Source organism: Geodermatophilus sp. URMC 64, assembly GCF_053502555.1.
Window position 1 is genome coordinate 1,611,516 of sequence record NZ_CP199955.1, and the last position, 24,060, is coordinate 1,635,575.

At 75.8% G+C, this 24,060-nt stretch carries 24 protein-coding genes; 16 read left to right on the forward strand and 8 right to left on the reverse strand.

The window, feature by feature from the left end; all coding sequences use genetic code 11:
* The first annotated feature begins 6 nt into the window (after positions 1-6).
* Both ACWIYF_RS08000 and ACWIYF_RS08005 read left to right on the forward strand, forming a co-directional pair.
* Complete coding sequence (locus tag ACWIYF_RS08000; protein ID WP_448627586.1) at positions 7-1,245, forward strand: acetyl-CoA hydrolase/transferase family protein; 1,239 nt, start codon at positions 7-9, stop codon at positions 1,243-1,245.
* A gap of 17 nt (positions 1,246-1,262) precedes the next feature.
* Complete coding sequence (locus ACWIYF_RS08005; RefSeq protein WP_448627587.1) at positions 1,263-1,742, forward strand: pyridoxamine 5'-phosphate oxidase family protein; 480 nt, start codon at positions 1,263-1,265, stop codon at positions 1,740-1,742.
* On the opposite strand, the gene ACWIYF_RS08010 is transcribed toward ACWIYF_RS08005, so the two are convergent.
* The 3 genes from ACWIYF_RS08010 to ACWIYF_RS08020 form a co-directional block, all read right to left on the reverse strand.
* On the reverse strand, positions 1,739-2,338 hold the full coding sequence (locus ACWIYF_RS08010; RefSeq protein WP_448627588.1) for an NUDIX hydrolase: 600 nt from the start codon (positions 2,336-2,338) through the stop codon (positions 1,739-1,741). The genes ACWIYF_RS08005 and ACWIYF_RS08010 overlap by 4 nt on opposite strands.
* A 25-nt stretch (positions 2,339-2,363) precedes the next feature.
* Complete coding sequence (locus ACWIYF_RS08015; protein ID WP_448627589.1) at positions 2,364-2,732, reverse strand: hypothetical protein; 369 nt, start codon at positions 2,730-2,732, stop codon at positions 2,364-2,366.
* A gap of 183 nt (positions 2,733-2,915) precedes the next feature.
* Positions 2,916-3,200 carry a hypothetical protein gene (locus ACWIYF_RS08020; RefSeq protein ID WP_448627590.1) on the reverse strand — a complete coding sequence of 95 codons (285 nt, stop codon included), beginning with the start codon at positions 3,198-3,200 and terminating at the stop codon, positions 2,916-2,918.
* A 167-nt stretch (positions 3,201-3,367) separates the two neighbouring features.
* Between ACWIYF_RS08020 and ACWIYF_RS08025 the strand changes: the two genes are divergently transcribed.
* Positions 3,368-3,712, forward strand: coding sequence for an STAS domain-containing protein (locus ACWIYF_RS08025; protein ID WP_448627591.1), 345 nt, complete (start codon positions 3,368-3,370; stop codon positions 3,710-3,712).
* Here the strand turns inward: ACWIYF_RS08025 and ACWIYF_RS08030 are convergent.
* A complete protein-coding gene (locus tag ACWIYF_RS08030; protein ID WP_448627592.1) occupies positions 3,709-5,298 on the reverse strand; it encodes an acyl-CoA synthetase in 1,590 nt (529 codons plus the stop codon). The genes ACWIYF_RS08025 and ACWIYF_RS08030 overlap by 4 nt on opposite strands.
* A 116-nt stretch (positions 5,299-5,414) precedes the next feature.
* Between ACWIYF_RS08030 and ACWIYF_RS08035 the strand changes: the two genes are divergently transcribed.
* The 4 genes from ACWIYF_RS08035 to ACWIYF_RS08050 all read left to right on the forward strand — a co-directional run bounded on the left by ACWIYF_RS08035 (position 5,415) and on the right by ACWIYF_RS08050 (position 9,753).
* The gene (locus tag ACWIYF_RS08035; protein ID WP_448627593.1) at positions 5,415-6,632 is read left to right on the forward strand and encodes an acetyl-CoA C-acetyltransferase; all 1,218 of its coding nucleotides are present in this window, start codon (positions 5,415-5,417) and stop codon (positions 6,630-6,632) included.
* The gene (gene fabG, locus ACWIYF_RS08040) at positions 6,629-7,390 is read left to right on the forward strand and encodes a 3-oxoacyl-ACP reductase FabG (RefSeq protein ID WP_448627594.1); all 762 of its coding nucleotides are present in this window, start codon (positions 6,629-6,631) and stop codon (positions 7,388-7,390) included. The genes ACWIYF_RS08035 and fabG overlap by 4 nt, the downstream gene beginning before the upstream one ends.
* A gap of 128 nt (positions 7,391-7,518) precedes the next feature.
* Entirely contained in the window at positions 7,519-7,905 is a 387-nt protein-coding gene (locus ACWIYF_RS08045) for a DUF6394 family protein (protein ID WP_448627595.1), read from the forward strand.
* 12 nt (positions 7,906-7,917) lie between these two features.
* Complete coding sequence (locus ACWIYF_RS08050; protein WP_448627596.1) at positions 7,918-9,753, forward strand: potassium channel family protein; 1,836 nt, start codon at positions 7,918-7,920, stop codon at positions 9,751-9,753.
* Here ACWIYF_RS08050 and ACWIYF_RS08055 read toward each other — a convergent pair.
* Positions 9,735-10,583 carry a DUF1206 domain-containing protein gene (locus ACWIYF_RS08055; protein ID WP_448627597.1) on the reverse strand — a complete coding sequence of 283 codons (849 nt, stop codon included), beginning with the start codon at positions 10,581-10,583 and terminating at the stop codon, positions 9,735-9,737. The genes ACWIYF_RS08050 and ACWIYF_RS08055 overlap by 19 nt on opposite strands.
* A gap of 87 nt (positions 10,584-10,670) precedes the next feature.
* The gene (locus ACWIYF_RS08060) at positions 10,671-11,486 is read right to left on the reverse strand and encodes a DUF1206 domain-containing protein (protein WP_448627598.1); all 816 of its coding nucleotides are present in this window, start codon (positions 11,484-11,486) and stop codon (positions 10,671-10,673) included.
* Positions 11,487-11,614: 128 nt separating this feature from the next.
* Between ACWIYF_RS08060 and ACWIYF_RS08065 the strand changes: the two genes are divergently transcribed.
* The 9 genes from ACWIYF_RS08065 (at position 11,615) to ACWIYF_RS08105 (ending at position 21,330) form a co-directional block, all read left to right on the forward strand.
* On the forward strand, positions 11,615-12,259 hold the full coding sequence (locus ACWIYF_RS08065) for a hypothetical protein (RefSeq protein ID WP_448627599.1): 645 nt from the start codon (positions 11,615-11,617) through the stop codon (positions 12,257-12,259).
* Between the two features lie 136 nt (positions 12,260-12,395).
* Positions 12,396-13,013, forward strand: a complete 618-nt coding sequence (locus ACWIYF_RS08070; protein WP_448627600.1) for a hypothetical protein — start codon at positions 12,396-12,398, stop codon at positions 13,011-13,013.
* 19 nt (positions 13,014-13,032) lie between these two features.
* Entirely contained in the window at positions 13,033-13,992 is a 960-nt protein-coding gene (locus ACWIYF_RS08075) for an SHOCT domain-containing protein (RefSeq protein ID WP_448627601.1), read from the forward strand.
* Between the two features lie 6 nt (positions 13,993-13,998).
* Positions 13,999-14,766 carry a hypothetical protein gene (locus ACWIYF_RS08080; RefSeq protein ID WP_448627602.1) on the forward strand — a complete coding sequence of 256 codons (768 nt, stop codon included), beginning with the start codon at positions 13,999-14,001 and terminating at the stop codon, positions 14,764-14,766.
* A 4-nt stretch (positions 14,767-14,770) separates the two neighbouring features.
* Positions 14,771-15,070, forward strand: a complete 300-nt coding sequence (locus tag ACWIYF_RS08085) for a hypothetical protein (protein WP_448627603.1) — start codon at positions 14,771-14,773, stop codon at positions 15,068-15,070.
* Between the two features lie 92 nt (positions 15,071-15,162).
* Entirely contained in the window at positions 15,163-17,490 is a 2,328-nt protein-coding gene (locus tag ACWIYF_RS08090; RefSeq protein ID WP_448627604.1) for a sensor histidine kinase, read from the forward strand.
* Entirely contained in the window at positions 17,487-18,131 is a 645-nt protein-coding gene (locus tag ACWIYF_RS08095; RefSeq protein ID WP_448627605.1) for a LuxR C-terminal-related transcriptional regulator, read from the forward strand. Before ACWIYF_RS08090 ends, ACWIYF_RS08095 begins: the two co-directional genes overlap by 4 nt.
* Before the next feature lie 54 nt (positions 18,132-18,185).
* Positions 18,186-19,793, forward strand: a complete 1,608-nt coding sequence (locus ACWIYF_RS08100) for an SIR2 family protein (protein WP_448627606.1) — start codon at positions 18,186-18,188, stop codon at positions 19,791-19,793.
* A gap of 43 nt (positions 19,794-19,836) precedes the next feature.
* Complete coding sequence (locus tag ACWIYF_RS08105) at positions 19,837-21,330, forward strand: cytochrome P450 (protein ID WP_448627607.1); 1,494 nt, start codon at positions 19,837-19,839, stop codon at positions 21,328-21,330.
* Between the two features lie 11 nt (positions 21,331-21,341).
* Here ACWIYF_RS08105 and ACWIYF_RS08110 read toward each other — a convergent pair whose 3' ends face one another.
* Together ACWIYF_RS08110 and ACWIYF_RS08115 are read right to left on the reverse strand one after the other, a co-directional pair.
* Positions 21,342-21,989, reverse strand: coding sequence for a response regulator (locus tag ACWIYF_RS08110; protein ID WP_448627608.1), 648 nt, complete (start codon positions 21,987-21,989; stop codon positions 21,342-21,344).
* 26 nt (positions 21,990-22,015) lie between these two features.
* Positions 22,016-23,998, reverse strand: a complete 1,983-nt coding sequence (locus tag ACWIYF_RS08115; RefSeq protein WP_448627609.1) for a sensor histidine kinase — start codon at positions 23,996-23,998, stop codon at positions 22,016-22,018.
* Positions 23,999-24,060 lie beyond the last annotated feature (62 nt).

The following is a 24,060-nucleotide window of genomic DNA, read 5'->3' on the forward strand; positions in this document are numbered from 1 at the left end:
CGCCCGATGCCCCTCGTCCTCGACGGCGCCGACGGCCTCGACCTCTCGCGCTGGATCCGGCCCGGCGACGGCCTGGTGTGGGGGCAGGCCTGCGCCGAGCCGGTGGCGCTGACCGCCGCGCTCACCCGGCAGGCGCCGGCGCTCGGTCCGCTGACCGCGTTCGTCGGCACGACCTACGCCGACGCCTTCGATCCCGCGGCGGCGCCCGGGATCAGGCTGCGCTCCTACGGGGCCAGCGGCCGCAACCGCGCCTGGCACGCGGCCGGCCTGCTCGAGGTGCTGCCGGTGCACTACTCGGCGCTGGCCGACCTGCTGCGCCGGCGGGTGATCCCCGCCGACGTCGTCCTGCTGACCCTGGTCCCGCCCGGTCCGGACGGCCGGTACCCGCTGGCCCTGGCCGACGAGTACCTCTCCACCGCGGTCGACTGCGCGCGGGTGGTGATCGCCGAGGTCAGCCCCGCGTTCCCCAGCATCCTCGGCGCCCGCACCCTCGGCCCGGACGAGATCGACGTCGTCGTCCGCACCGACCGTGCCCCGGTGACGTGGACACCGCCCGAGCCGGACGGCACCGACCGGGCGCTGGCCCGGCAGGTCGCGGCACTGGTGCCCGACGGTGCCGTGCTGCAGATCGGCATCGGCTCGTTCCCCGGCGCGGTGCTGGCCGCCCTCGGCGAGCACAACGACCTGGGCATCCACTCCGGTCTGTTCGCCGACGGCATGGTCGACCTCGTCGAGCGCGGCGTCGTCACCAATCGGACCAAGCCGATCGACCGCGGGGTCAGCGTCGGCGGGGTGGTGATGGGCGGGGCGCGGCTGATCGAGTGGCTCGACGGCAACCCCCACGTCGCGCTGCGCGACACCGCCCACACCCACGACGTCGCGGTGCTCGGCTCGTTGCCGCGGTTCACCGCCGTCAACACCGCGCTGGAGGTGGACCTGACCGGCCAGGTCGGCGCGGAGGCGGTCGGCGGGCGCCACGTCGGCGGCATCGGGGGAGCGCTCGACTTCACGCGGGGTGCGCACCGGTCGGACGGCGGGCTGCCGATCGTGGCCCTGCCGGCGTCGGGCCGGGGGCGCAGCCGGATCGTCGAACGGCTCTCCGGCCCGGTCACGATCGGGCAGGCCGACGTCGGCGTCGTCGTCACCCAGTTCGGTGACGCCGACCTGCGGGGGCTCGGGCCGGCCGCGCGCCGGGAGGCACTCCTGGCGATCAGCGACCCGGACTGCCCGCCCGTCGAGGGCTGATCCGGCAGGCTGCGGGCATGACCTCTCCGACCCAGCAGCGCCGCGGCCGGCGGATCGCCATGACCCCCGACGAGCTCGACGCGTTCCTCCGCGCCGAGCACACCTGCCGGGTCGCCACGGCCGGCGCGGACGGGCAGCCGCACGTCGTCCCCCTGTGGTTCGTGTGGGACGGCGCGAGCCTGTGGCTGCACTCCCTCGTGCGCAGCCGGCGGTGGGCCGACCTGGTCCGGGACCCGCGGATCGCCGTCGTCGTCGACGCCGGCACCGAGTACTGGGAGCTGCGCGGGGTGGAGCTCACCGGGCGGGCCGAGGTGGTCGGCGACGTGCCCCGGGGCGCGGACCCGGCGCCCGAGCTCGCCGAGCCGGAGCGGCTGTTCGCGCGGAAGTACACCGGCAGCGACGAGTTCGTCTCCGACGGCCGGCACGGCTGGCTGCGGGTCCGGCCGGAGAAGATCGTCAGCTGGGACTTCCGCAAGAACCCGTCACTCAAGGGCTAACGCCAGGCGAACACCGGCTGCTCGTAGTGCGCCACCCGCTGCACCTCGCCGCGGCAGGCGATCCGGCAGAACTGGTGCACGATCGCCGCGGTCGGCGCGTGCACCAGCCGGTCGAACAGCGGCAGCTGGATCACCGGCGCGTCGGACTCCGGGATGCGGACGAACCGCGGCTCGACGTCGAGGTCGGCGAGCGGCACCTGGTGGACGGCGGCGACCTCCGCCTCCGCGCCGACCAGGTCGCCGGCCGGGCCGGCCCAGCACACGACCGGCGTCATGACGTAGCCGGAGCGGGTCACGTAGTCGTCCAGCACCCCGAGGACGGCGTCCGCGTCGAGGGCGAGCCCGACCTCCTCGCGGGTCTCGCGCAGCGCCCCCTCGACCGCTGTCTCGCCGCGCTCGCGGCGGCCGCCGGGCAGCGCCCACTGGCCGGCGTGCCCCCGCAGCCGCGCCGCCCGGCGGGTGATCAGCAGGCACGGCACGCCGTCGTGCTCGGTGACGCAGACGGCGACCGCGGCCTGCTTGAGCTCCGGCCGGTCGACGGCGACCCGGGGGAAGCCGGCCAGCCGCGCGGCGAGCGTCTCGCGGGTGAGGGGCACCGCCCGAGATTACGGAACGCCGCCCTCAGAACCAGCGGGGCGCGGCCATCGCGCCGGGCGCGTGGCCGTGCCCGTTCGACGGTCTCCCGCGGGCGCCGCGCCCGGCCGGCGCCCCGGCCGAGGGCGCCCGGCCCGACCTGGTCCACGCCCCGAACAGCGACAGCCACTGCTCGGCGGTGAGCGCGGCCGGCCGGGCGGTGGGCGCCAGCCCCTCCCGGTGCAGCCAGCGGAACCCGGCCGGGCCGGGAAGGAGGGCGCGCAGCCCGGGGCCGAGCGCGGACGAGGCGAGGACGGCGGCGGTCAGCCGGTCGAAGCGCGCGGCGTCGTCGTCGGACAGCGCGGCGCGGGCGGCGGCGGCCGCGCCGTCGGCGGGGGAGTGGGCGGGGCGGGACATGCGGACCTCCTGCGGGCAGGCGAGAACCCCGGCCGCGGACGTGCGGCGACAGGGCGGGAGGAAGGGAGGGAGCGCCGTCAGGGCGCGAGGAGGAGCGGCTCAGCACGCCGCTCGGCGCGCGGGGCGTTCAGCGGTTCCGCATGGCCGCACGGTAGGCAGCCGCCGCGGCGGCTGTCGACGCAATTACTCCCCGGCCGCCTTGCGCGCCTGCCGGGCCTCCCACCGGGCGCGGTCGCGCGCACGGGCGTCCTTGGTCCGCTCTCGCTTCTCGGCCCGCTTCCGGGCGCGGGCCAGTTCCCGCTGCTCGAAGGTCGGGTGCCGCTCCCAGTCGGCGGCCAGGCCGGCGACCGTGACCAGCGTGGCGCCGAGGATCGCGACGAACGCGGCGACGATCGGGTCGAGGAGCAGGAAGGCCAGCACGGCGACGACCGCCCAGACGAGCCCGCCGACCAGCCACCGCTTCGCCACGTCACCAGTATCCGCACCCTGCGCCGACCCTTGCGTGGGCGCCGGGCGCTCCGTACGGTTCGGGGTGCGGTTCAACAGCTAGCCGTGAACTGCCAGTGTCGGGTTGTGCGTCGTCCACGACGCCGTATCGCTCTCATTGGTCCGGTCCTCCTAGCTGAGGGGTACTTGTGACCGCAACTCTCGACCAGCCCAGCGGCGAACTGATCACCGTCTCCGTCGCCGTGTCCGGTTCCGCCGCACGGCTCACCGCCGCCGGCGAGATCGACTGCTCCTCGGCCCCGCACCTCATGGCCGAGCTCGACCGCGTCCTCGACGCGGGTGTCCGCGAGCTCACCATCGACCTCGGCGGGGTCACCTTCCTCGACTCCGCGGGCCTGTGCGCGCTGGCCGCCGCGCACCGGCGGGCCACCGCCGAGGACGTCGCGCTGCGGGTGCTCGCCGCCAACCGGGCGGTGATCCGCCCGCTGCAGATCACCGGCCTGTACGACCTGCTGCGCGTCGAGACGACCTAGGCCCCCTGCAGGGGCCCGCCGCGAGCTCGCGAGCGGTGGGGGGCAGGGGGTCCTTCTAGGTAGCGGCGCCGGAGCACGTGCTTGAGCAGCTTGCCGGTCGGCGTCCGGGGCAGCTCGTCGGCCACATCGATGCTCCTCGGCCACTTGAACTTCGCCAGCCGCGACCGGCAGAGGTCCAGCAGCTCGGTCTCGAGCTCCGGCGTCCAGTCGACGCCGGCGAGCTGGACGACGGCCTGCACCCGCTCGCCCATCTCCTCGTCGGGCACCCCGATCACCGCGACGTCGTAGACCGCGGGGTGCTCGATGAGCACGTCCTCGATCTCCCGCGGGTAGATGTTCACGCCACCCGAGATGATCATGTGCGACTGGCGGTCGGTGAGGTACAGGAAGTGGTCCTCGTCGAGGTAGCCCATGTCGCCGACGGTGGCCCAGTTCGGGTGGTCGGGGTGCTGGGCGGCGGCGGTCTTGCCCGGGTCGTTGAGGTACTGGAACGACATCTCCTCGCGCTCGAAGTAGATGACGCCGGTCTCCCCGGCCGGCAGGTCGCGGCCGTCGTCGCCGACGACGTGCGCGACGCCGAGGACGCCGTCCTTACCGACCGAGCCGGGCTTGGCCAGCCACTGCTCGCTGTCGATGAAGGTGATCCCGATGCCCTCGGTGGCGCTGTAGTACTCGTAGAGCACCGGGCCCCACCAGTCGATCATCGCCCGCTTGACCTCGACCGGGCAGGGCGCCGCCGCGTGGATCGCCACCCGCAGGCTGGACACGTCGTAGCGGCTCCGGACCTCCTCCGGCAGCTTGAGCATCCGCACGAACATCGTCGGCACCCACTGGCTGTGCGTGACCCGGTACCGCTCGATCGCGGCGAGGGCCTTCTCGGCGTCGAAGGACTCCAGCATCACGACGGTGCCGCCGGTCGAGTGCACGACGCCGACGAAGCGCAGCGGAGCGGCGTGGTAGATCGGCGCGGGGGACAGGTACACGGTGTCGGCGCCGAACCCGTACATCGGCTGGAAGACCGCGACGTAGGTGTCGCCGGGCTCGGTCACGTCGCGGCCCGGCAGTTGCGGCTTGATGCCCTTGGGCCGGCCGGTGGTGCCAGAGCTGTAGAGCATGTCCGCGCCGCGGGGCTGCTCGGCCGGCGGCGTCGGGTCGGCGGCCGCCAGGGCGGCCTCGTAGTCGCCGAAGCCCTCGATGGCGCCGGCGAAGGCCAACGTCTCGGTGATCGCCGGGGCGGCCGCGCGGACCTCGCGCGCCAGGTCGGCCAGCGCGGCCGAGGCGATGAGCACTCGCGCGCCGCAGTCGCCGACGATGTAGGCCGCTTCGGCGGCGGTCAGGTGCCAGTTCACCGCGGTCACGTAGAGGCCCGCGCGCTGGCAGGCCCAGTAGACCTCGCAGGCCTGGGGGCGGTTGTCGGTGAGCAGCGCGACGACGTCCCCGGTGCGCAACCCGAGCCCGCGCAGGTGGTCGGCCAGCCGCGCCGACCGGTCCTCCAGCTGCCCGTAGGTGAGGGTCTCGCCGGAACCGGCCATGATCACCGCCGGCTTGTCGGGCGTAGTCGCGGCGAACGCACCGGGATAGGGCACAGGTCCTCCTCGCGTGAGACGACCGACACCCTCGCAGACCCGGGTCGGGCGGGGGGAGGCGGGCCGGGGCAGACTGCGATCTGCAGGCAGAGAGGGACCGACGAAGGAGGAGCGCCGTGCGCGATGCGGTGATCTGCGAACCGCTGCGGACCCCGGTCGGGGGCTTCGGCGGATCGCTTCGGGACGTGCCGGTGCAGGACCTCGCGTCCACGGTGATCAAGGCGCTGATGGAGCGCACCGGGCTGCCGCCGGAGTCGGTGGACGACGTCGTCCTCGGCCACTGCTACCCGACGATGGAGGCTCCGGCGCTGGGCCGGGTCGCCGCCCTGGACGCCGGCCTGCCGGTGACCGCGACCGGCCTGCAGATCGACCGCCGGTGCGGCTCGGGCCTGCAGGCGGTGCTCTACGCGGCGATGCAGGTGCAGAACGGCGTCTCCGACGTCGTCCTCGCCGGGGGCGCGGAGTCGATGAGCAACGCGCCGTTCTACTCGGTCGCCATGCGGTGGGGCGTCAAGGCCGGCCCGGGAGTGCTGCTCAACGACGGGCTGGCCCGCGGCCGGGTGACCGCCGGCGGCGTGAACCACCCGGTGCCGGGCGGGATGATCGAGACGGCGGAGAACCTGCGCCGCGACTACAGGATCCCCCGCGAGGAGCAGGACGAGTACGCCGTCCGCTCCCACCAGCGGGCGGCCGCCGCCACCGAGGAGGGCCGGTTCGCCGACGAGATCGTCCCGGTGACGATCACGGGCCGGAAGGGCGACACCGTCGTCGAGCGCGACGAGCACATCCGCCCCGACTCGACCGTCGAGACCCTCGCCAAGCTGCGCCCGATCATGGGCAGGGACGACCCCGAGGCCACGGTCACCGCCGGCAACGCCAGCGGGCAGAACGACGGCGCCGCGATCTGCGTGGTCACCTCGCCGGAGAAGGCCGAGGAGCTCGGCCTCACACCCCTGGCCCGGCTGGTCTCGTGGGGCGTGGGCGGCGTGCCACCGAAGACGATGGGCATCGGCCCGGTGCCGGCCACGGCCAAGGCGCTGGAGCTGGCTGGGCTGAAGCTGTCGGACATCGACCTGATCGAGCTCAATGAGGCCTTCGCGTCGCAGGTCCTCGCGGTGACGCGGGAGTGGGGGTTCACCGAGTCCGACTTCGAGCGGACGAACGTCAACGGTTCCGGCATCTCCCTCGGCCACCCGGTGGGGGCGACCGGCGGGCGGATCCTCGCCACGCTGACCCGCGAGATGGCCCGGCGCGACGCCCGGTACGGCCTGGAGACGATGTGCATCGGCGGCGGCCAGGGGCTGGCCGCGATCTTCGAGAAGGTGGGCGCATGAGCGAGTCCGCCCAGCGGGTGGCGATCGTCACGGGCGGCGCCCGGGGGATCGGGGCGGCGACCGCCCGCCGCCTCGCCGCCGACGGGTTCGCCGTCGCCGTCGTCGACCTCAAGGAGGACGACGCCCGCGACACCGTGCAGGCCATCGAGGGCGCGGGCGGCCGGGCCCTGGCCGTGGGCGCCGACGTCGGGGACGCGGAGCAGGTGCAGTCCGCGGTCGACCGGATCGCCGCCGAGCTCGGCCCGCCGGTGGTGCTGATCAACAACGCCGGCGTCACCAAGGACAACCTGCTGTTCAAGATGACCGACGACGACTGGGACCTGGTCATGCACGTGCACCTGCGCGGCTCGTTCCTGATGACGCGGGCGGCGCAGAAGTACATGACCGAGGCCAAGTGGGGCCGGATCGTGAACCTGTCGAGCACCTCGGCGCTCGGCAACCGCGGCCAGGCCAACTACTCGACCGCCAAGGCGGGGCTGCAGGGCTTCACCAAGACCCTGGCGATCGAGCTGGGCAAGTTCGGCGTCACGGCGAACGCGATCGCGCCCGGGTTCATCGCCACGGACATGACCAAGGCGACGGCGGCGCGGATCGGCCGGGACTGGGACGAGTACGTGGCCGAGCGGGCCGCCGCCATCCCCGTGGCCCGGGCCGGTCAGCCGGAGGACATCGCGCACACGGTGTCCTTCCTCGTCAGCGAGGGCGCCGGCTTCGTCTCCGGCCAGGTCATCTACGTCGCGGGCGGCCCCAAGGCCTGAGGCCCCGCTGCAGGGTCCCGCCGCGAGCTTGCGAGCGGTGCGGGCAGCGGGGTCCTTCCGGGCGCCGCCCTGCAACCTCCCGGTTCGTCCGTCATGATCACGACGGACGGATGCGGCGGGAGGCGCGGATGAACCTGGAGAAGGTCGTCTTCGGGTTCTTCGTCGTGCTCGCGGCGACCCTGAACTTCGGCTTCTTCATCGGCGACATCTCCGACCCCGACCTGCACAACCCGTACGAGCTGTTCGCGGCCGTCGTGGTCAACCTGATCGCGACCGTGCTCAAGTTCGGGGACCGGACGCAGATCGGCGCCGTCCACCTGGCCACCAGCCTGGTCGCCGACCTGCAGCTGATCGGCGCGTCGCTGATGTACGGCTACGCGGTCTACGTCTCCTCCGCCGGGCTCAACGAGGACTGGACCGCGAGCGTCGTCTCGCTGTCCGGGGGCGCGCTGCTGGCCAACGTCGTCTCCGTCGTGCTGCTCGTCGTGGAGACCGTGTCCTTCCACCGCAGCTGATCGGAGGCCGGCATGGGCAATCCCCTGCTCACCTTCTGGAGCCGGCTGTTCGAGCCGGACGAGCACGAGCGGCGGGTCCGCCGGGCGCCGGTGCGGGCCGCGGCCGCATCGGCGGCGCGGGCCTCCGAGGCGATCTTCTTGATCCTGCGGCGGATGCGCGCGCCGCTGATCGTGCTGATCGTCATCTTCGCGGTGAGCGTCCTCGGGCTGACGCTGATCCCCGGCCTCGACGACCAGGGCCGGCCGCGGCGGATGGGCTTCTTCGACGCCTTCTACGTCATGAGCTACACCGCGACGACCATCGGCTTCGGCGAGATCCCGTACCCGTTCACCTACAACCAGCGCATGTGGGTGACCATCTCGATCTACCTGACGGTGATCGGCTGGGCCTACGCCATCGGGTCGCTGCTCGCGCTGCTGCAGGACCGCGCGTTCCGGCAGGCGCTGGCCCTGCAGCGGTTCCGCCGCACGGTGTCCCGGCTGGGCGAGCCGTTCGTCCTCGTCGCCGGCTACGGCCGCGCCGGTGAGCTGCTCGGGCACGCGCTCGACGGGCTCGGCCGGCGGTTCGTCGTCCTCGACGTGTCGGCGGAGCGGATCGACGGCATCGAGCTCGACTCCTTCCACGCCGACGTGCCGGGCCTGGCCGCCGACGCGCGCGATCCCGGCCACCTCGCCGTCGCCGGGCTCGGCTCACCGCGGTGCGAGGCGGTCGTCGCGCTCACCGACGACGAGGAGGTCAACCTCTCCGTGGTCATGGCCGCCGCGCTGCTGCGCCCGGACCTGCCCGTGGTCGCCCGCGCCACGTCACGGGTCATGGCGGAGCGGATGCGGGCGTTCGGCTCGCCCAGCGTGGTGAACCCGTTCGACCGGTTCGGTGACCACTTGCGCCTCGCCCTCAAGGCGCCGGCGAGCTACCAGCTGCTCACCTGGCTGGAGAGCGGGCCGGGCGCCGAGCTGCCGAGGCGCGGCCGGCCGCCCCGCGACGGCCGCTGGGTGGTCTGCGGCTACGGGCGCCTGGGCCGGGAGATCACCGCCGACCTGCGCAGCGAGGGCATCGAGGTCACCGTCGTCGAGCCGCACCCGTCCGGGGAGCCGGACGAGGGGATGGTCGTCGGGGACGGCGTCGAGCCGGAGGTGCTCGCCCGGGCCCGCCTGGAGGACGCCGTCGGCTTCGTGGCGGGCACCGACAACGACACGACCAACCTCTCGCTGGTCGCCGCCGCCCGCCGCATCAACCGGTCGCTGTTCGTCGCCGCCCGGCAGAACCGGCCGGCCAGCGCGCCGCTGTTCGCCGCGATGCGGATCGACGCGCTGCTGGTGCCCACCGAGGTCATCGCGCACGAGGTCTACGCGCAGCTGTCCACGCCGCTGCTGTGGCGGTTCGTCCGCGAGCTGCCCGCGATGGACGAGGAGTGGGCGGCCGGCATCGTCGACCGGATGCGGGAGCTGTGCGGGCTGCGGCTGCAGGCGCTGTGGAAGGTGCGGCTGACGGCGCAGGAGGCGCCCGCCCTCTGCGAGCGGCTCGAGGCCGGCGAGGTCCGCCTGGGTGACCTGCTGCGCGACCCGGAGACCCGCGAGGACCCGCTGCACGCGGTGGCGCTCCTCGTGCTGCGCGACGGCGAGGCCGTGCTCGCCCCGGACGGGGACTTCGCCCTGGCCGTGGGCGACGAGCTCCTGCTCGCCGGCCGGCCGAGCGCCCGGCGGGCGCTGTCGACGATCCTGGTCGTCGACAGCGCCCTGGAGTACGTCGTCTCCGGCCGGCGCGTGCCCTCGGGCTGGGTCTGGCGGAAGCTGACCCGCTCGGTCGAGGCGGAGCGGGAGCCGGCGGCTCAGGTCCGCTCGGGGTAGCGGGCCCGGGCGAAGCAGAAGGCGCCGAAGGCGGCGATCCCCAGCGCCACCAGCGTCAGCAGCACCTCGCCGAACGGGGCGTCGAGGATCGTGCGCATCGCGCCGTCCAGGCCGGTGGCCTTGGCCGGGTCGAAGGTGATCGCCGCATAGCCGAGCAGGCAGCCGACCAGCGCCAGCGCGACGCCCTTCGCCGGGAAGCCGACCTGGCCGAGCCGGGTGATCAGCCGGGTGGCCTTGGGCGGTGCCTCGCCGAGGTCGATCTGCTTGAGGAAGGTCTTCTTGATCCCGCGCACGATGTGGTGGATGCCGACGCCGATGAGGATCAGGCCCGCGATCGCCACCAGCCACCGGCCGCCGGGCCAGGAGAAGACGCCCGCGGTGCGCTGTTGCTGCTGCTGCGCGCTGGACTGCCCGCTGCCCACGGCGAACCGGATCGCCATGATGGCCAGCGCGGCGTAGACGACGGCCTTGGCGATCGACTTGACGATCTTCTTGACCGCCTTCTTCTTCTGGTCCCCGGAGGCCGACAGGCCGCTGCGCCAGCGCAGGATCTCGGCGGCCTGCCACGCGGCGAGCGCGATCAGGCCGACGGCGATGATCCACAGCAGCGGCTTGCCGACCGGTGAATCGGCGACGGTGGCCATGGCGCCGGACTGGTCGGCCTCCTGCCCGCCGCCGCCCCAGGCCAGCTGCAGTGCCAGCCAGGCCACGAGCACGTGCACGATCCCGTAGGCGATCAGCCCGATGCGGGCGAGGTTCTCGAGGCCGTCGCTCTGGCCGGCGCGGTCCGCGGCGTGCACCGCGCCGCCGGCCGTTCCCTGTGCGCTCATTTCCGGGCTCCTTCGGAAGGGTCGTACCCCCGCCTGACACGCCGGCGACGCCGTCGCTGCCGGGCGTGTACCCGCAGGTGAGCCGCCTTACCCCACCGGGTGGCGGGCCCTCGCCAGGCAGTAGACGGTGAAGGCGGCGAGGCCGGCCGCGACGACGGTCAGCACCCACTGCCCGTACGGCTCGGCGGCGACCGCCCGCAGGGCGCCGTCCAGGCCGGTGGCCCGTGCGGGGTCGAAGGTGAGGGCGGCCCAGGCGACGACCAGGCCGACGAGGACGGCGGCGACCCCCTTGAGCACGAAGCCGACCTGGCTGAACCGATGGGTGAGCGCGCACAGCCCGGGGGCGACCGAGGCGAGGTCGATCTCGTCGAGGAAGTCCGAGCGCAGGCCCTTGCGGATCAGGTAGCCGCCGATGGCCACGACGACCAGACCGACACCGATGACGAGCACCTGGCCGCCGGGCCAGCCGAGGACGCCGCGGACGGCCTGCTCCTCGTCGCCGCGCCGCTGCCCGTCCCCGAGCGCCGCCCGGGCGGCGGAGACGGCGAGGAAGCCGTAGAGCAGCGCGCTGCCGACCGTCTTCGCCGCCTGGACGAGGGCGGCCCGTCGCTTCGGGCCGCGCGGGGGTAGATGGCGGTGGTGGCGGACGACCTCGACCGCCTGCCAGACGCCGAGGCCGGCCAGTCCGACGGCCAGCACCCAGAGCAGGACGCCGCCACCGGGGGAGCGGTGCAGCACGGCCAGCGCGCCCGCCTGGTCGGCGGTGCGGCCGCCGGGCCCCCAGGCCAGCTCCAGCGCCAGCCAGGCGACGAGCAGGTGCAGCAGCCCGTACCCGGCGAAGCCGAGCTGCGCGAGCCGACGCAGCGCGGTGCTGCGTGCCGCGCGCTGCACCGACTCCGTCACGCCGCTCCGTCCTGCTCCGTCCGGTGGCCCGCGCTGCCCGGGCCGGTCCGCCGACGAGACTGGCACGACGGACCGGCTTCCGCCGGGCGGTTCCGGGGACGGCGCGGCCGGTGAGGGACACTGGGGCCGTGGCGAGCGCAGCACCCGGCATCCTGACCGCGCAGACGGCCCCCGACGTCGCCAAGCGCGCGTGGCCCCGCTGGCTCGCCCTGGGCCTGGCCATGCTGGCCGTCGCCGCGGCCGCGCTGCTCTGGCCGTCCGGCGGCGGGCGGCTGCTGCTCGGCGCCACCGGCGCGTTCCTCGCCGCCCGCGGTGCGCTGCTGATCCGGGGTGCGGGCACCGGCGTCCTCGACCGCCGGGCACGGGGGCTGGGCGCCGGCGCCGTCGTCGCCGGGCTGGCCGCGGTCGCGGCGGCCGCGGTCTCCGCGGCCGTGGCCGGCTGGGTGCTGCTGGTCGCGATCCCGCTGCTGCTGGTCGCCGGCGCGGGTGCGCTGCTGGCCCGTGGCGGGACCGCCCGCCGGGGCGGCGCCGCCCTGCTGGTGTGGTCGCTGCTGGTCACCGGCCTGCTGGTGGCGGCCGGCCTCGCCCAGGGCTGGGGCCGGGCCGCCGACGTCGCCACCGTGGTCGCGGGCCTCGCCGTCGCCGTCCTCGCCGTGCCGGTGCTGGTGGGTGCGGGCTCGCTGCGCCGCGCGGCCACCCGCCCGGCGCCGGCCGTTCCGGCCGGCTGCGCGGGCTGCGCCTGCGGCGCCGGCGGCTGCGGCGCCCTGGGCTGACCCTCTCGTCCCGTTCCCCGGGGTAGTTCTACCCCGCCGTAAAGGGGCAGTTCGTGCGCTGCCCCGGGGGCTGGGACGGCGCGACGCTTTCCGCCACGGATGCCATCGAGGCACCGACGCGGAGAGGGGGATCGTCGTGGCCGATGAACTGAGCGCACGCCTGCAGGCGCTGGCCGATCTGCACGTCGCCGGGACCCTCACGGCCGAGGAGTTCGCGGCCGCCAAGACCCGGGTGCTGGAGGAGGCGGCCGGCGCCGGACCCGTCGCGCACCCGGCCGGTGGTCCGTCCGCCGGGAGGCTGGTGGGGCACGGCGGAGCGGTGACCGCCGGGGCGGGCGGGGTGCTGACCCTGCTGGCCTTCCTCGCCTTCCCCCTGGGGACGGTCCCGTTCTTCGGATCGATCACCGCGGCCTCCCTCGCCGGGATGTCCTCCGAGGTCGGGGAGCTGGGGCTGCTGTGGCTGATCCCGCTGATCGCCGTGGCGGTAGCCGGCACCGGAGCGTGGCTGGCCTTCGCCGCGCCGCCGGGTGAGCAGGTGCGGCGGGCGTCCACCGTCGTCGCCGTCCTCGCGGGTGTGGTGGTGCTGGTCTACGTCGTCGCGCTGGTGGCCGTGCAGTCCGAGCTCTCCGACTCGGGTGCGACGGCGACCGGGATGTCTGCGGCGGGTCTGGCGGGGGCGGGCTTCTGGTTCGCCCTGCTCGGGATGGCGGCGGCCGCGATCGGCGCCGTCGTGGAGAAGCGGACCCGGGGCTGACCGGAGGGAGGGGGCCACCATGGGTACCGACCAGCTGGCGCGCGACCTGCGCACACTGTCCGACCTGCACGCGCGGGGCCTGCTGACCGACGAGGAGTTCGCCGCCGCGAAGGCGCACGAGCTCGGCCGCGCCCTGCCGCTGCCCGTCGTCCCGCCGCCCGCCCCGCTGCCGTACACCGACCCGGTCGGCGTCGTCCCGCCGCCGGTGCCCGGACCGCCGCCGGACTCGGGTCCGGCCGGGAGTCGCCGCCGGACCCGCCGGCAGATGCGCGGCGGGCTGCTCGCCGGAGCCGGTGTGCTGGCCGCGCTGGTCATGGCCGCGATCCTCGCGATCGCGCACGACACGGACGTGCGGCCCACCGCCGTCCCGGAGTCCGCCGCCGTGCCGCAGCAGAGCGACGTCCCCGCGGCGGACGGCGGCGGGAGCGGATACCAGGGCTCGAGCTCCTGGGGGTTCGACCACTACCAGGGCGGGCAGCCGATCCGGCCGCCGTCCTCGGACGCGGATCTCTACGCATCCCAGTTCTCCGACCTGGCCTGGCGGTGCTCGGACGGGGTCATGGAGGCCTGCGACGTGCTCTACCGGATCACCCCCGGCGGGGACTTCCACGAGTGGTTCGGCTCGTCCTGCGCCGGCCGGCTCGCCTACGAGTCGAACGGCGGGTGCGTCGCCGCCTTCGGGGCGTCGGTCTGGGACGGCACCGCCTCCTCCTGGGGCGGCGGCGGTGACTGGGGCTTCGCCTTCTACCGGTCCGGGGCGGTCCTCGACCCGCCGGCCGCGGACAGCGTCCTGTACGACGCCGGCTACGCCTCGCTCGCCGACTACTGCGCCGCCGGGTACCTCGACTACTGCGACGAGCTCTACTCCGTCACGCCGTCCGACGGCTTCTACGAGTGGTTCGGCTCCTCGTGCGCCGGCCGCCTCTACTACGAGTCCGACGGCGGCTGCGTCGCGGCCCTCGGTTCCGGTGGGGACTGATCGGCGATGAGATCGAGCGCGCTCCGCTGGGTCCGGGCACTCGCCGGACTGCTCGCCGGCTGCCTCGTGCTGTCGGCCGCGGGCTGCGGCAGCTTCGCCGACACCACCGCGGAGGACCGGGCGGCACCGGCCTCGGCGGACGGCTCGTCGTCCGCCCCGCCCCCGCCCGCCGTCTCGCCGACGACGACCGCGCCCACGACCGCCTCGCCGACGACCGCCTCGTCCCCGGCGTCGGCGGCGTCGTGGACGGCGGACTGGAGCACCGGGCTGGCCGGCTGGGCCGGGCCGGGCGACTGGAAGCCGCTGGACGGGCTGCTCGTCAACGACGGGACCGGTGAGTACAGCGTGTTCCGGCCGATCCTCGCCCCCTACCGGCCGGCCGCCCGCGACTACGCGGTCGAGGCCGAGATCAGGGTCACCAGCGCCACCCAGGCGAGCAGCTTCGGACTCGTCGTCCGGGCCGGCGCGGACGGGACCGGGTACGCCGCCGGCGTTGGCGCCGGCTGGGACCAGACCACCGGCATCTCGGACCTGACCGGCTGGTGGGGCTCGGCCGACCTGAGCGGCCGGCTGGTGGACGGCGCGGTGTTCGACCCGGGCGCCGACTGGCACACCTACCGCGTCGAGGTGCGGGCCAACGTCGTGCGCCTGCTCGTCGACGGCACCGAGTTCGCCGCCGTGACGGACAACAAGTACCTCGAGGCCGGGCGGGTCGGGCTGTGGTGCAACCGGTACCAGGTGGAGGTCCGCCGCTTCGCCGTCCTGCCGGTCTGACGCGATGGACGCCCAGCGCACCGTGGTGACCCTGCGGGTCACCACGGGCGCGCCGCTGCAGCGGCGGGGGCTGGTCCGTGCGGCGACGGCGGCCGGGTTCACCGTCGTGCCGCCGGGCGCGGCCGCCGCCGTCACCCTGAGCATGCGTGAGGACGGCGGCGCCGACGGGCTCGCCGCGGGGGAGCCCGGGCTGGACATCTCGGTCGGGGAGAAGGCCGTCGTCCTCACCGTCCGGCGGCCGCCCGACCTCGCCACCGTCCTGCTCGTCCGGTCGCTGCTGACGGAGCTCCTGGGGAGCGGTTAGCCCGGGCCCGGCGGTACTTGTCACGGGGTCGCGGCGGGGTGGACAGTTCCCGTGGCCCGCTGACGTGCCGAACACGGGCCGGGGGGCACGTCGTGCTGTCGGAGTCGGTCGCTCGTCCCGCGGACCCGCCGCGCGCCGCCGACCAGCCGCCCTCCGCGGGACGGGGTCCGCCGGCCCGGGGCGAGCAGGAGCAGGTCGAGGCGCTCACCCGCACCTCGCTGCGCTGGCTGCTCTACGTCGCGGTGATCAGCCGCGTGGTGCTCACCGTCCCCGCCGTGGTCCTGACCCGCGGCCTGCTCGGCGACCGGGGCGACGGCGTGCTCGTCCTGGCCCTCGGCGTCGTCCTCGTCGACGGCTTCCTGGTCCTCCTCGCCCTCCGCCGGCCGGCCGTGCTGGTGCGCCCCTGGCTGTTCGGCGCCGACGTCGCGCTGGCCCTGGCGGCCACCCTCGGCGCCACCCTGCTGATCGCGCCGGGGACCTTCCTGCTGCCCGGCCGCGACGCGCTCACCGGATACGGGTGGGGCACGGTCGTGCTGTGGACGGCGATCCGCGGCTGGCGGACCGGCGCGGTCCTGGTCGCCGGCACCGCGGGCCTCCAGGTTGCCATGGCGGCGCTCAACGCAGCCCGCGTCGACGCCGCGGGCATCGCCAACCTGCTGCAGCGCTGCGGCCTGGCCCTCCTCGCCCTGCTGGTCACCGCCGGGATCGTGGCGTTCGCCGAGCGGAGCGCGCGGCTGACCGTCCGCGCCGGGCTCCGGGCGGGGCGGCTGGCCGAGCGCGCCGCCGCGCTGCGCGCGCTGCACGACACGGCGCTCGCCGAACTGGAGGCCGTGGTGCTGACCACCCGGCGGGCCGGCCGGCCGGCCGCGGAGCGGCTGGCCGCGGTCACCCGGCGCGCGGCCGAGCTGTCGTCGGCGGCCCACGGTCCGCGCGACGCCGACCTGGTGCCCGCGCTGGGGCTGCTCGCCGGGGAGTTCTCCGCCCGCGGGATCGACGTGCAGGTCGTCGGCCGGGCCCCGGCCGACGCGGTTGCGCCGCCCGCGGTCGACGCACTCGTCGGCGCCGTCCGCGAGGCCCTCAACAACGTCGTCAAGCACGCCGGTGTCCGGTCCGCGGTCGTGCGCGTGGCCTGGTCGTCGCGGGGGGTCGAGGTGGAGGTCGCCGACGAGGGGCGCGGGTTCGTGCCGGCGCGGGCCGACGCCGGCTTCGGGATCCGGAACTCCATCCGTGCACGCCTGCACGACGCCGGGGGCGACGCCGAGGTCACCTCCGCACCGGGCCGGGGCACCCGGGTGCGGCTCGTCGTGCCGACCGGCGACGCCGGGGACCTGCCGGAGGCGCCCACCCTCGGCTGGTTCCCGCTGGTCCCGCTCGCGGCCCGGCTGCTGAGCCTGGGCTACATCGCCTCCGCGGTGGGCAGGGTCGTGCCCGGCCTCGCCGTCGTCCTCGGGGTGCTGGCCGTGGGGCACGTGCTGCTCCTCGTCCGGCTCCGGAGCGGCCGGGGGCTGGGCTCCCCGGTGCTGTTCTCCGCCGACCTGGCCGTCACGGCGGTCTGCTACCTCTGGGTCGCCGCCGTGGAGCCGGCCGGCGCGATCGTGCGGCCGGACGGCGACGGGATCTGGCTGTACGTCCTGGCCACCGTGGTGCTCTGGGTGTCCGCGCGCGGCCCGCTGGTGGGTGCCGCCGTCGTGCTCGGCGCCTGCGCGCTGCAGGTGGCGGGTCTCGTCGTCAACGGTGTGGCCGCCGACGCGGTCAACTGGACGCTGGTCGGTCTGCACGTCGGTCAGCTGGCGGTGTCCGCCGGGCTGACCTGGCTGGTCCTGGGCTCGATGCGCAAGGGGCTCGCGCTGGCCCGGGCGGAGTCGCTGCGCGCCGGCCGGGAGCTCGAGCGCGTCCAGGAGCTGGCCCGGCTGCACCGGGAGGTGGTGGAGACGTGGCGGGCGATCGCCCGGCCGCCGCGCGACCTGGACGTGGACGGTCGCCTGGAGTGGATCCGGTGGACGGCGTCGGCGACGGCCGGTGAGCTGCGCGCCGCCCTCCGGCAGGACGGCGCGGGCCCCCCGCCGACGTTCGCCGGCCGGCTGGACGCGGCGGCCAGGAGCGTCGGGCCGCTCGGGCTGAGCGTCGAGCTGGTCGTCACCGAGCTGTCCGCCGACCCGCCGCGGGAGGTCGCCGACGCGCTGGTCACCGCGACCCGGCTCAGCCTCGCCGACGTGGTCGCACGGGGCGGCGAGGGAGCGGTCGTCGTCCGGGCCAGCGGATCGGCGGGCCGGGCCGAGGTGTGCCTGCGCGATCCCGTCCCGCGGCCGGAGTGCTGCGCCGAGGCCGCCGCGGTCCTGCGCTCGGTGGGTGGCCGCGCGGGGGTCCGGCAGCTCGGCGCACGCGGCACCCGCACGGAGCTGTCGTGGAGCGCGCCGTGAGCGACGACGACCGCATCGCGGTGGGGATCGTCGAGGACCACCCCGTCTTCCGCCAGGGCCTCGCCGGCCTGGTCGAGGACGCCCCGGACCTGACCCTCGACTTCGCCGTCCGCTCGGTCCCGGAGCTGGACACCGGCCTGCGGGCTGCCGGCCGGGATCCCGACGTGCTGCTGCTGGACCTGAGCCTGGGCGGCGGCGGCCCCCAGGGGGCGGACGCCGTCCGCTGTGTCTGCGAGCGGGGGCTGCGGGTGCTGGTCGTGTCGGCGAGCGCCGACCGGGCCACCGTCGTGGGCGCGATCGCGGCCGGCGCGAACGGCTACGTCAGCAAGGCCGCCGAGCCGCAGGAGATCGTCCGCGCGATGCGCACGGTCGCCGCCGGAGGGTCGTACCTGTCGCCGACCCTGGCCGGCTACCTGCTCGACGACGCGCGCGCGATCAAGCTCACCGAGCGCGAGGTGGACGTCCTGCGCCTGGTGGCGGCCGGGGACACCGACCTCGACATCGCCGAGGAGCTGGTGATCAGCGTGCACACCGTGCACAGCCACCTGGACCGCATCCGCACCAAGACCGGCATGCACCGGCGGGTCGACCTCACCCGGTACGCCATCGACCGGGGGCTGCTGCCGCCGCCCGGGGCGTAGGGACGGCCGGACCGGTTCCGGTTCCGGGGGCAGGGACGGGGTACGGCAGGGGCCGTGCACGGCCACGTCTTCGTCGTCGGGGCGGACCTCACCCGGCTGTCCTGCGACGACGTCCTCGTCCCCACCGACCGGGGGCTGCGGGTGGCGCCGGGCTTCCGGCCGCTGATCCCCGACGAGCTGATCACCGAGGAGGGGGCGGACGGCGCGTGCGTCGGGCTGTCGTGGTCGGGGGAGGAGCGGGTGCTCCCGGTGCCGGGGGACGCCGCGCGCCGGGTCTGGCTGGTCGACACCGTGGACGACGGCGGGCACGGCCTGCCGTGGCTGCTCGAGGGCGCCCGCACCGCGCTGGCCGCGGTGGCCGGGCGGGAGGTGGCCGAGCCCGTGCACGGGCGGGCCCGCCGGCTGGTCGGCCTGCCGGCGCTCGGCACCGGCTGGGGCGGCGCCGCGGGGGAGCGGGGCACGCTGCTGCGGGAGCTGCTGCCGCTGCTGCGCGAGGCGGCCGCCGAGCACGGCTTCGACGTCGCCCTCGTGCTGCGCGGGCCGAGCGACCTGGCCGCCGCCCAGCGGGTGCGCCGCGCCGACGGCGCGGGCTGGGACCTGCCCCAGCACCTGCACGACCTCGCCGGGCGGCTCGGGGAGGCCGCGCGCCGCGGCCAGCTCGCGGTGTTCGTCGGCGCCGGCGTCAGCGCCGCCGCCGGCCTGCCCACCTGGGAGCAGCTGCTCGACGAGCTCGCCACCCGCTCGGGCCTGGACGACGACCTGCGCGAGGGGCTGTCCCGGCTGCCGGCGCAGGACTCGGCGGCGCTGCTGGCCCGCGAGCTCGGCCGCGACGCGCTGGAGGGCTTCGTCAAGGAGCGCTTCGGGCCCGGCTGCTACGCGCTGGCGCACGCGCTGGTCGCCGACCTGCCCGTGCAGGAGTTCGTCACGACGAACTACGACCCGCTGGTCGAGCTCGCCGCCGCCGGCATCGGCCGCGACCTCACCGTGCTGCCGTTCCAGGAGGCGGTGCCCGGGGCGCCGTGGCTGCTCAAGCTGCACGGCGACGCCGCCCATCCGGAGAGCGTCGTCCTGACCCGCGAGGAGTACCTGCAGCTCGGCGACTCCCGCGCGGCGCTGGCCGGCGTCCTGCACGCCCTGCTGCTCACCCGGCACGTGCTGTTCGTCGGCACCTCGATGCTCGACGACGACCTGATCCGGATCGCCCACCAGGTGCGCAGCGCGCTGCGCTTCGACGGCGGCGCGCGCCGCCGCGGCGGGACCGTCCTGGCGCTGCGGGAGGACCCGGCACGGGCCCGGCTGTGGGAGCGGGACGTCGAGACGGTGGCCATGTCACCGGCCGGGACGTCGGCGGCCGAGGCGGCGCGCCGGCTCGAGGTGCTGCTCGACCTGATCGGCTGCCTGGCCACCCCGCCGACCGGCTACCTGCTCGACCCGGCCTACCGCGGCCTGCTCACCGAGCACGAGCAGGCGCTGGCCGAGGCGCTGAACGAGGTGGCCGGGCGGTTGCCGGAGGACGACGAGTCGTCCTGGGCGGTGGCGGAGGTGGAGGCGCTGCTGCGCCGGCTCGGGCACGGCAGCACGGCCGGCACGGGCGACGACGTCCCGCCGGACGAGGCGACCGAGCCCCGCGACGAGCGGCGGCAGGAGCAGCGGCCCGGGTGAGGCGTCCCTGGACCGCCTGGCCTCGGCCGCCCTGGCCGGGCACGTGCTCTTCGAACTCGGCGCCGGGGTCGGCATGCCCGCTGCCTCGGTGCTGCGGCCGGCGCCCGCCGCGGCGCTGTGGGGTGTCGCCACCGCCGGGGTGCAGCGGGCCGCGGGCTCGCGGTCGGCCGGGGCCGGGCTCGCCCCCGTGAACGCGACGGGGCTGGCCGCGGCGCTGGCCCACCTCGCCGGCTGGCCACACCGGTGGACCCGCCGGCTGCAACCCGGACGATCATGGTTGCGCTCCCGGGAGCAGGGGAATCGCTCGTCCATGTGGCGACCACTCGTCGAGGAGAGCCCGCGGATGCTGGCGAAGGGCTACGCCTGGCTGCCCGACAAGCGCCGCGGGCTCGGTCGACGGACGGTGCCGACGCGGATGATGGGCATGCCGGCGTTGGGGCTCGAGGGCCCGGACGCCGCCCGCTTCTTCTACGACGAGGACCACGTGCGCCGGGCCGGGGCGCTGCCCGAGCCGGTGTCGGGCACGCTGTTCGGCAAGGGCGGCGTGCACCACCTCGACGGGCAGCCGCACCGGATGCGCAAGGCGATGTTCGTCGCGCTGCTCATGGGCGACGGGATCGGCTCCCTGGTCGAGCGGACGACTGCGGCCTGGGACGACGCGGCGAAGGCGTGGGCGCAGCGCCGCTCGATCGTGCTCCACGAGGAGGCCGCCAAGGTGCTCGCCGGCCCGGTCTCCCGCTGGGCCGGGATCCCGGTGGGCGACGACGAGGTGCCCGCCCTGGCCCGCGACCTGCTCGCGATGGTCGACGGCTTCGCCACGGGCGGCCCGCGGCACTGGCGGGCCCGCCGCGCCCGCGGCCGGCGGGAGGCCTGGCTGGCGCAGCTGGTGACCGACGTCCGGGAGGGGCGGACGACGGTGCCGGAGGGCTCCGCGGTGAACGTCGTCGCGCACCACCGGGACGCCGAGGGCGAGCTGCTCGAGCCCCGCGTGGCGGCCGTGGAGCTGATCAACATCATCCGGCCCACCACGGCGATCGCCTGGTTCGTCGTCTTCTCGGGGCACGCGCTGATCCGCTGGCCGCAGCACCGGGAGCGGCTGGCCTCCGGCGACCCTCCGTTCGCCGAGGCGTTCGCGCACGAGGTGCGCCGCTTCTACCCGTTCGCGCCCTTCATCGGCGGCAAGGCGCCGCGCGAGGTCGAGTGGGACGGCCGGCGCATCCCGAAGGGCGCGATGGTGCTGCTCGACCTGTTCGGGCAGAACCACGACCCGGACGTGTGGGAGGACCCGTACGCGTTCCGCCCCGAGCGCTTCCTCGGCCGCGACATCGGTGCCTTCGAGCTCGTCCCGCAGGGCGGCGGCGACCCGCGCAGCGGCCACCGCTGCCCCGGCGAGCAGATCACCGTCGCGCTGCTCTCGGCGCTGGCGGTGCGGCTGGCCCGGCTGGAGTTCGACGTCCCCGAGCAGGACCTCACCATCTCGCTGCGGCGCATCCCGGCGAAGCCGGCCAGCGGCGTCGTCCTCGCCGTCCACCGCTAGAGATCCTTGGCTCAAGCCCCCTGTCCGGCCGGACCCAGGCCGGCGTCGCGGGCCAGCGCGACCGCCTCGGCCCGGCTGGCCGCGTGCAGCTTGGTGAGCACGTCGGACACCCGGTTGCGGACGGTCTTCTCCGAGAGGAACAGCCGCTGCGCGATCGCGCCGTTGGACAGCCCGTGCGCGACCAGGTCGAGCACCTCGCGCTCGCGGTCGGTCAGCTGCGGGAACGGCACCGCGCTGGACCGGGCCCGCGACGAGGCGAAGAACGCCAGCACCCGGTCGGCGATCCGCGGCCCGAACACCGCCTCCGACCGCGCCGCGGCGCGCACCGCCCGCGCGATGTCGGCGCCCTCGGACTCCTTGAGCAGGTAGCCGCGCGCGCCGGCCCTCAGCGCCGCGAACACCGAGTCGTCGTCGTCGCTCATGGTGAGGACGACGACCGAGGTGTCCGGGTGCGTCGCGGAGATCCGCGCGGTCGCGGGCAGCCCGCCGGTGCCGGGCATGCGCAGGTCCATGAGGACGACGTCGGGCCGCTGCTCGTCGACCACGGCGACGGCGGTCTCGCCGTCCGCGGCGCGGCCCACGACCTCGATGTCGGCCTCGTCCTCGAGGGCGTCGGAGACGCCGTCGCGGTAGACGGGGTGGTCGTCGACGACGACCACCCTGATCCGGTGGTCCAGCTCGGTGTTCAGCGTGCCTCCAGGGGGAGCCGGGCCCGGACGGTCGTGCCGGACCCGGGAGCGGTGAGGACCTCGAGCGTCCCGCCGAGCTCGGCGGCACGCTCGCGCATGCTCGTGGTGCCGACGCCGGGCACCGCGTCGTCCGGGACGCCGCGGCCGTCGTCGGTGACCTCGACCAGCAGATCGCCGGCGTCGGCGGCGAGGGTGACCCGGCACGTCGAGGCCTCGGCGTGGCGGACGGCGTTGGTGACCGCCTCGGTGGCGATCCGGTAGGCGGCGACCTCGACCGCGGCGCGCAGCTCCGGCAGCTCGCCGGCCTCGACGGTGACCCGGTCGGCCTCGGTGCTCACGGCGCCGGCCACCACCGGCATCCGGTAGGCCGCGACGTGCTCGCGCAGCGCGCCGACCAGGCCGAGCTCGTCGAGGGCCGGCGGGCGCAGGTCGTCGACGGCGCGGCGGACGGCGGCCACGGTGCGCCGCATCTGGTCGCGCAGCCGCCCGGCCAGGCCGGCCAGCTGCTCGTCGCCGGCGAGCTTGCCGGCCAGCCGCTCCAGCTGCAGCGCCATGCCGGCCAGCTCGGGGCCGACGCCGTCGTGCAGGTCGTGCCGCAGCCGGCGGCGCTCCTCCTCGCGCCCGGCCACGATCCGCTCGCGGCTGGCCTGCAGGTCGGCGACCAGGCCGGCGGCCCACACCAGGGTGGCCGCGCGGCGGGCGACGTCGGCGAACGCGGCCCGCTCCGTGCGCCGCCAGCGCTCGCCCGGGTAGCGGTGGGTGACCCGCAGCTCGCCGACGTCGGTGCCGAGCGAGGTGAGCGGCAGGGCGGTGACGGGGCCGTCGTCCCGCCCGGGGCGGGCGGAGGTGGCGGTGGGCAGCCGTGGGTCGGCCGGCGCGATCTGCACCCGCGGCAGCCGCAGCGCGCGCCCGACCTCGTCGGCCAGCGACTGCAGCGCCTCGGCGGGGCCCCCGGCCAGGTCGAGCGTCGTCCCCAGCCGGTCGGCGACGGCGAGCGGATCACGCCGCTCGCCGTAGAGCAGCCGATCGACGGCGCGCTGCGCCCGCTCCCAGCCCGCGGCGGCGCCGAGCGCGGCCAGCGCGGCGACGGCGACCGCGATCCGCCGCTCGCCGGCCGACAGCTCACCGGCGACCGCGACCAGGACGGCGTAGCCGATCAGCAGCAGCGTGGAGAGCACGGTGAAGACGACGGCGCGGCTGACCACCGGCGCGACGTCGAACAGCCCGTGCCGCAGCACCGCGATGGCCACCGCCACCGGGACGGCGGCGAAGCCGACGGTGAACAGCGCCGTCGACAGCGTGTCGAGGGCGAGCGAGCCCACGGTGAGCACCACCAGCACCGAGGCGCCGAGCACCAGCCACTGCAGCTGGGTGCGCTCGACGCCGCGCGAGCGGCGCATGCGCACGACCAGCGCGGCGACCCCGGTCGGCCCGCCGAGGAAGAAGATCGTGAAGGCGCAGAAGCGCAGCACGTACTCGGGGACGAGCGACGTGGTGAACGACAGCGGGTTGTCCAGGTCCTCGGAGAAGTCCGAGAACTGCCGGAACATCGCGGCCAGCGTGCCGGCGACGACCAGCACGCCCAGCACCCAGGCCACCGGCCGCCAGCGCGGGGAGGGCAGCGCGCCGTTCGGGAAGTACAGCGGCACCAGCGCGATGATCACGTAGTAGACGGCGAAGCCCCACGCGGTGAGCCAGACCGCGAAGCCGCCGAGCGGGCCCTGCGCGCCGTTCACGAGCGCCGACCCGATCGCGTACTGGGCGGAGAGCAGGTACGGGCCGGTGATCGCCGTCGTCATCAGCAGCCAGCCGACCCGGTTGCCCGGCTCGCGGCGCAGCACCAGCGCGGCCACCGGCGGGTACAGCAGGCCGAGGACCGCGTCGCCCGGGTCGACGGCGAGCGCCCCGGGCAGCCAGATCGCCATCCCGATCGCGGCGAGCGTGCAGGCGACCCCGATCAGCGCGAGGGTCCCGGGCACCCAGCGGGGCACCCGGGATCGAGGAGGAGGCAGGGCCGGCACGGCCGACATCCTGCCTGAGC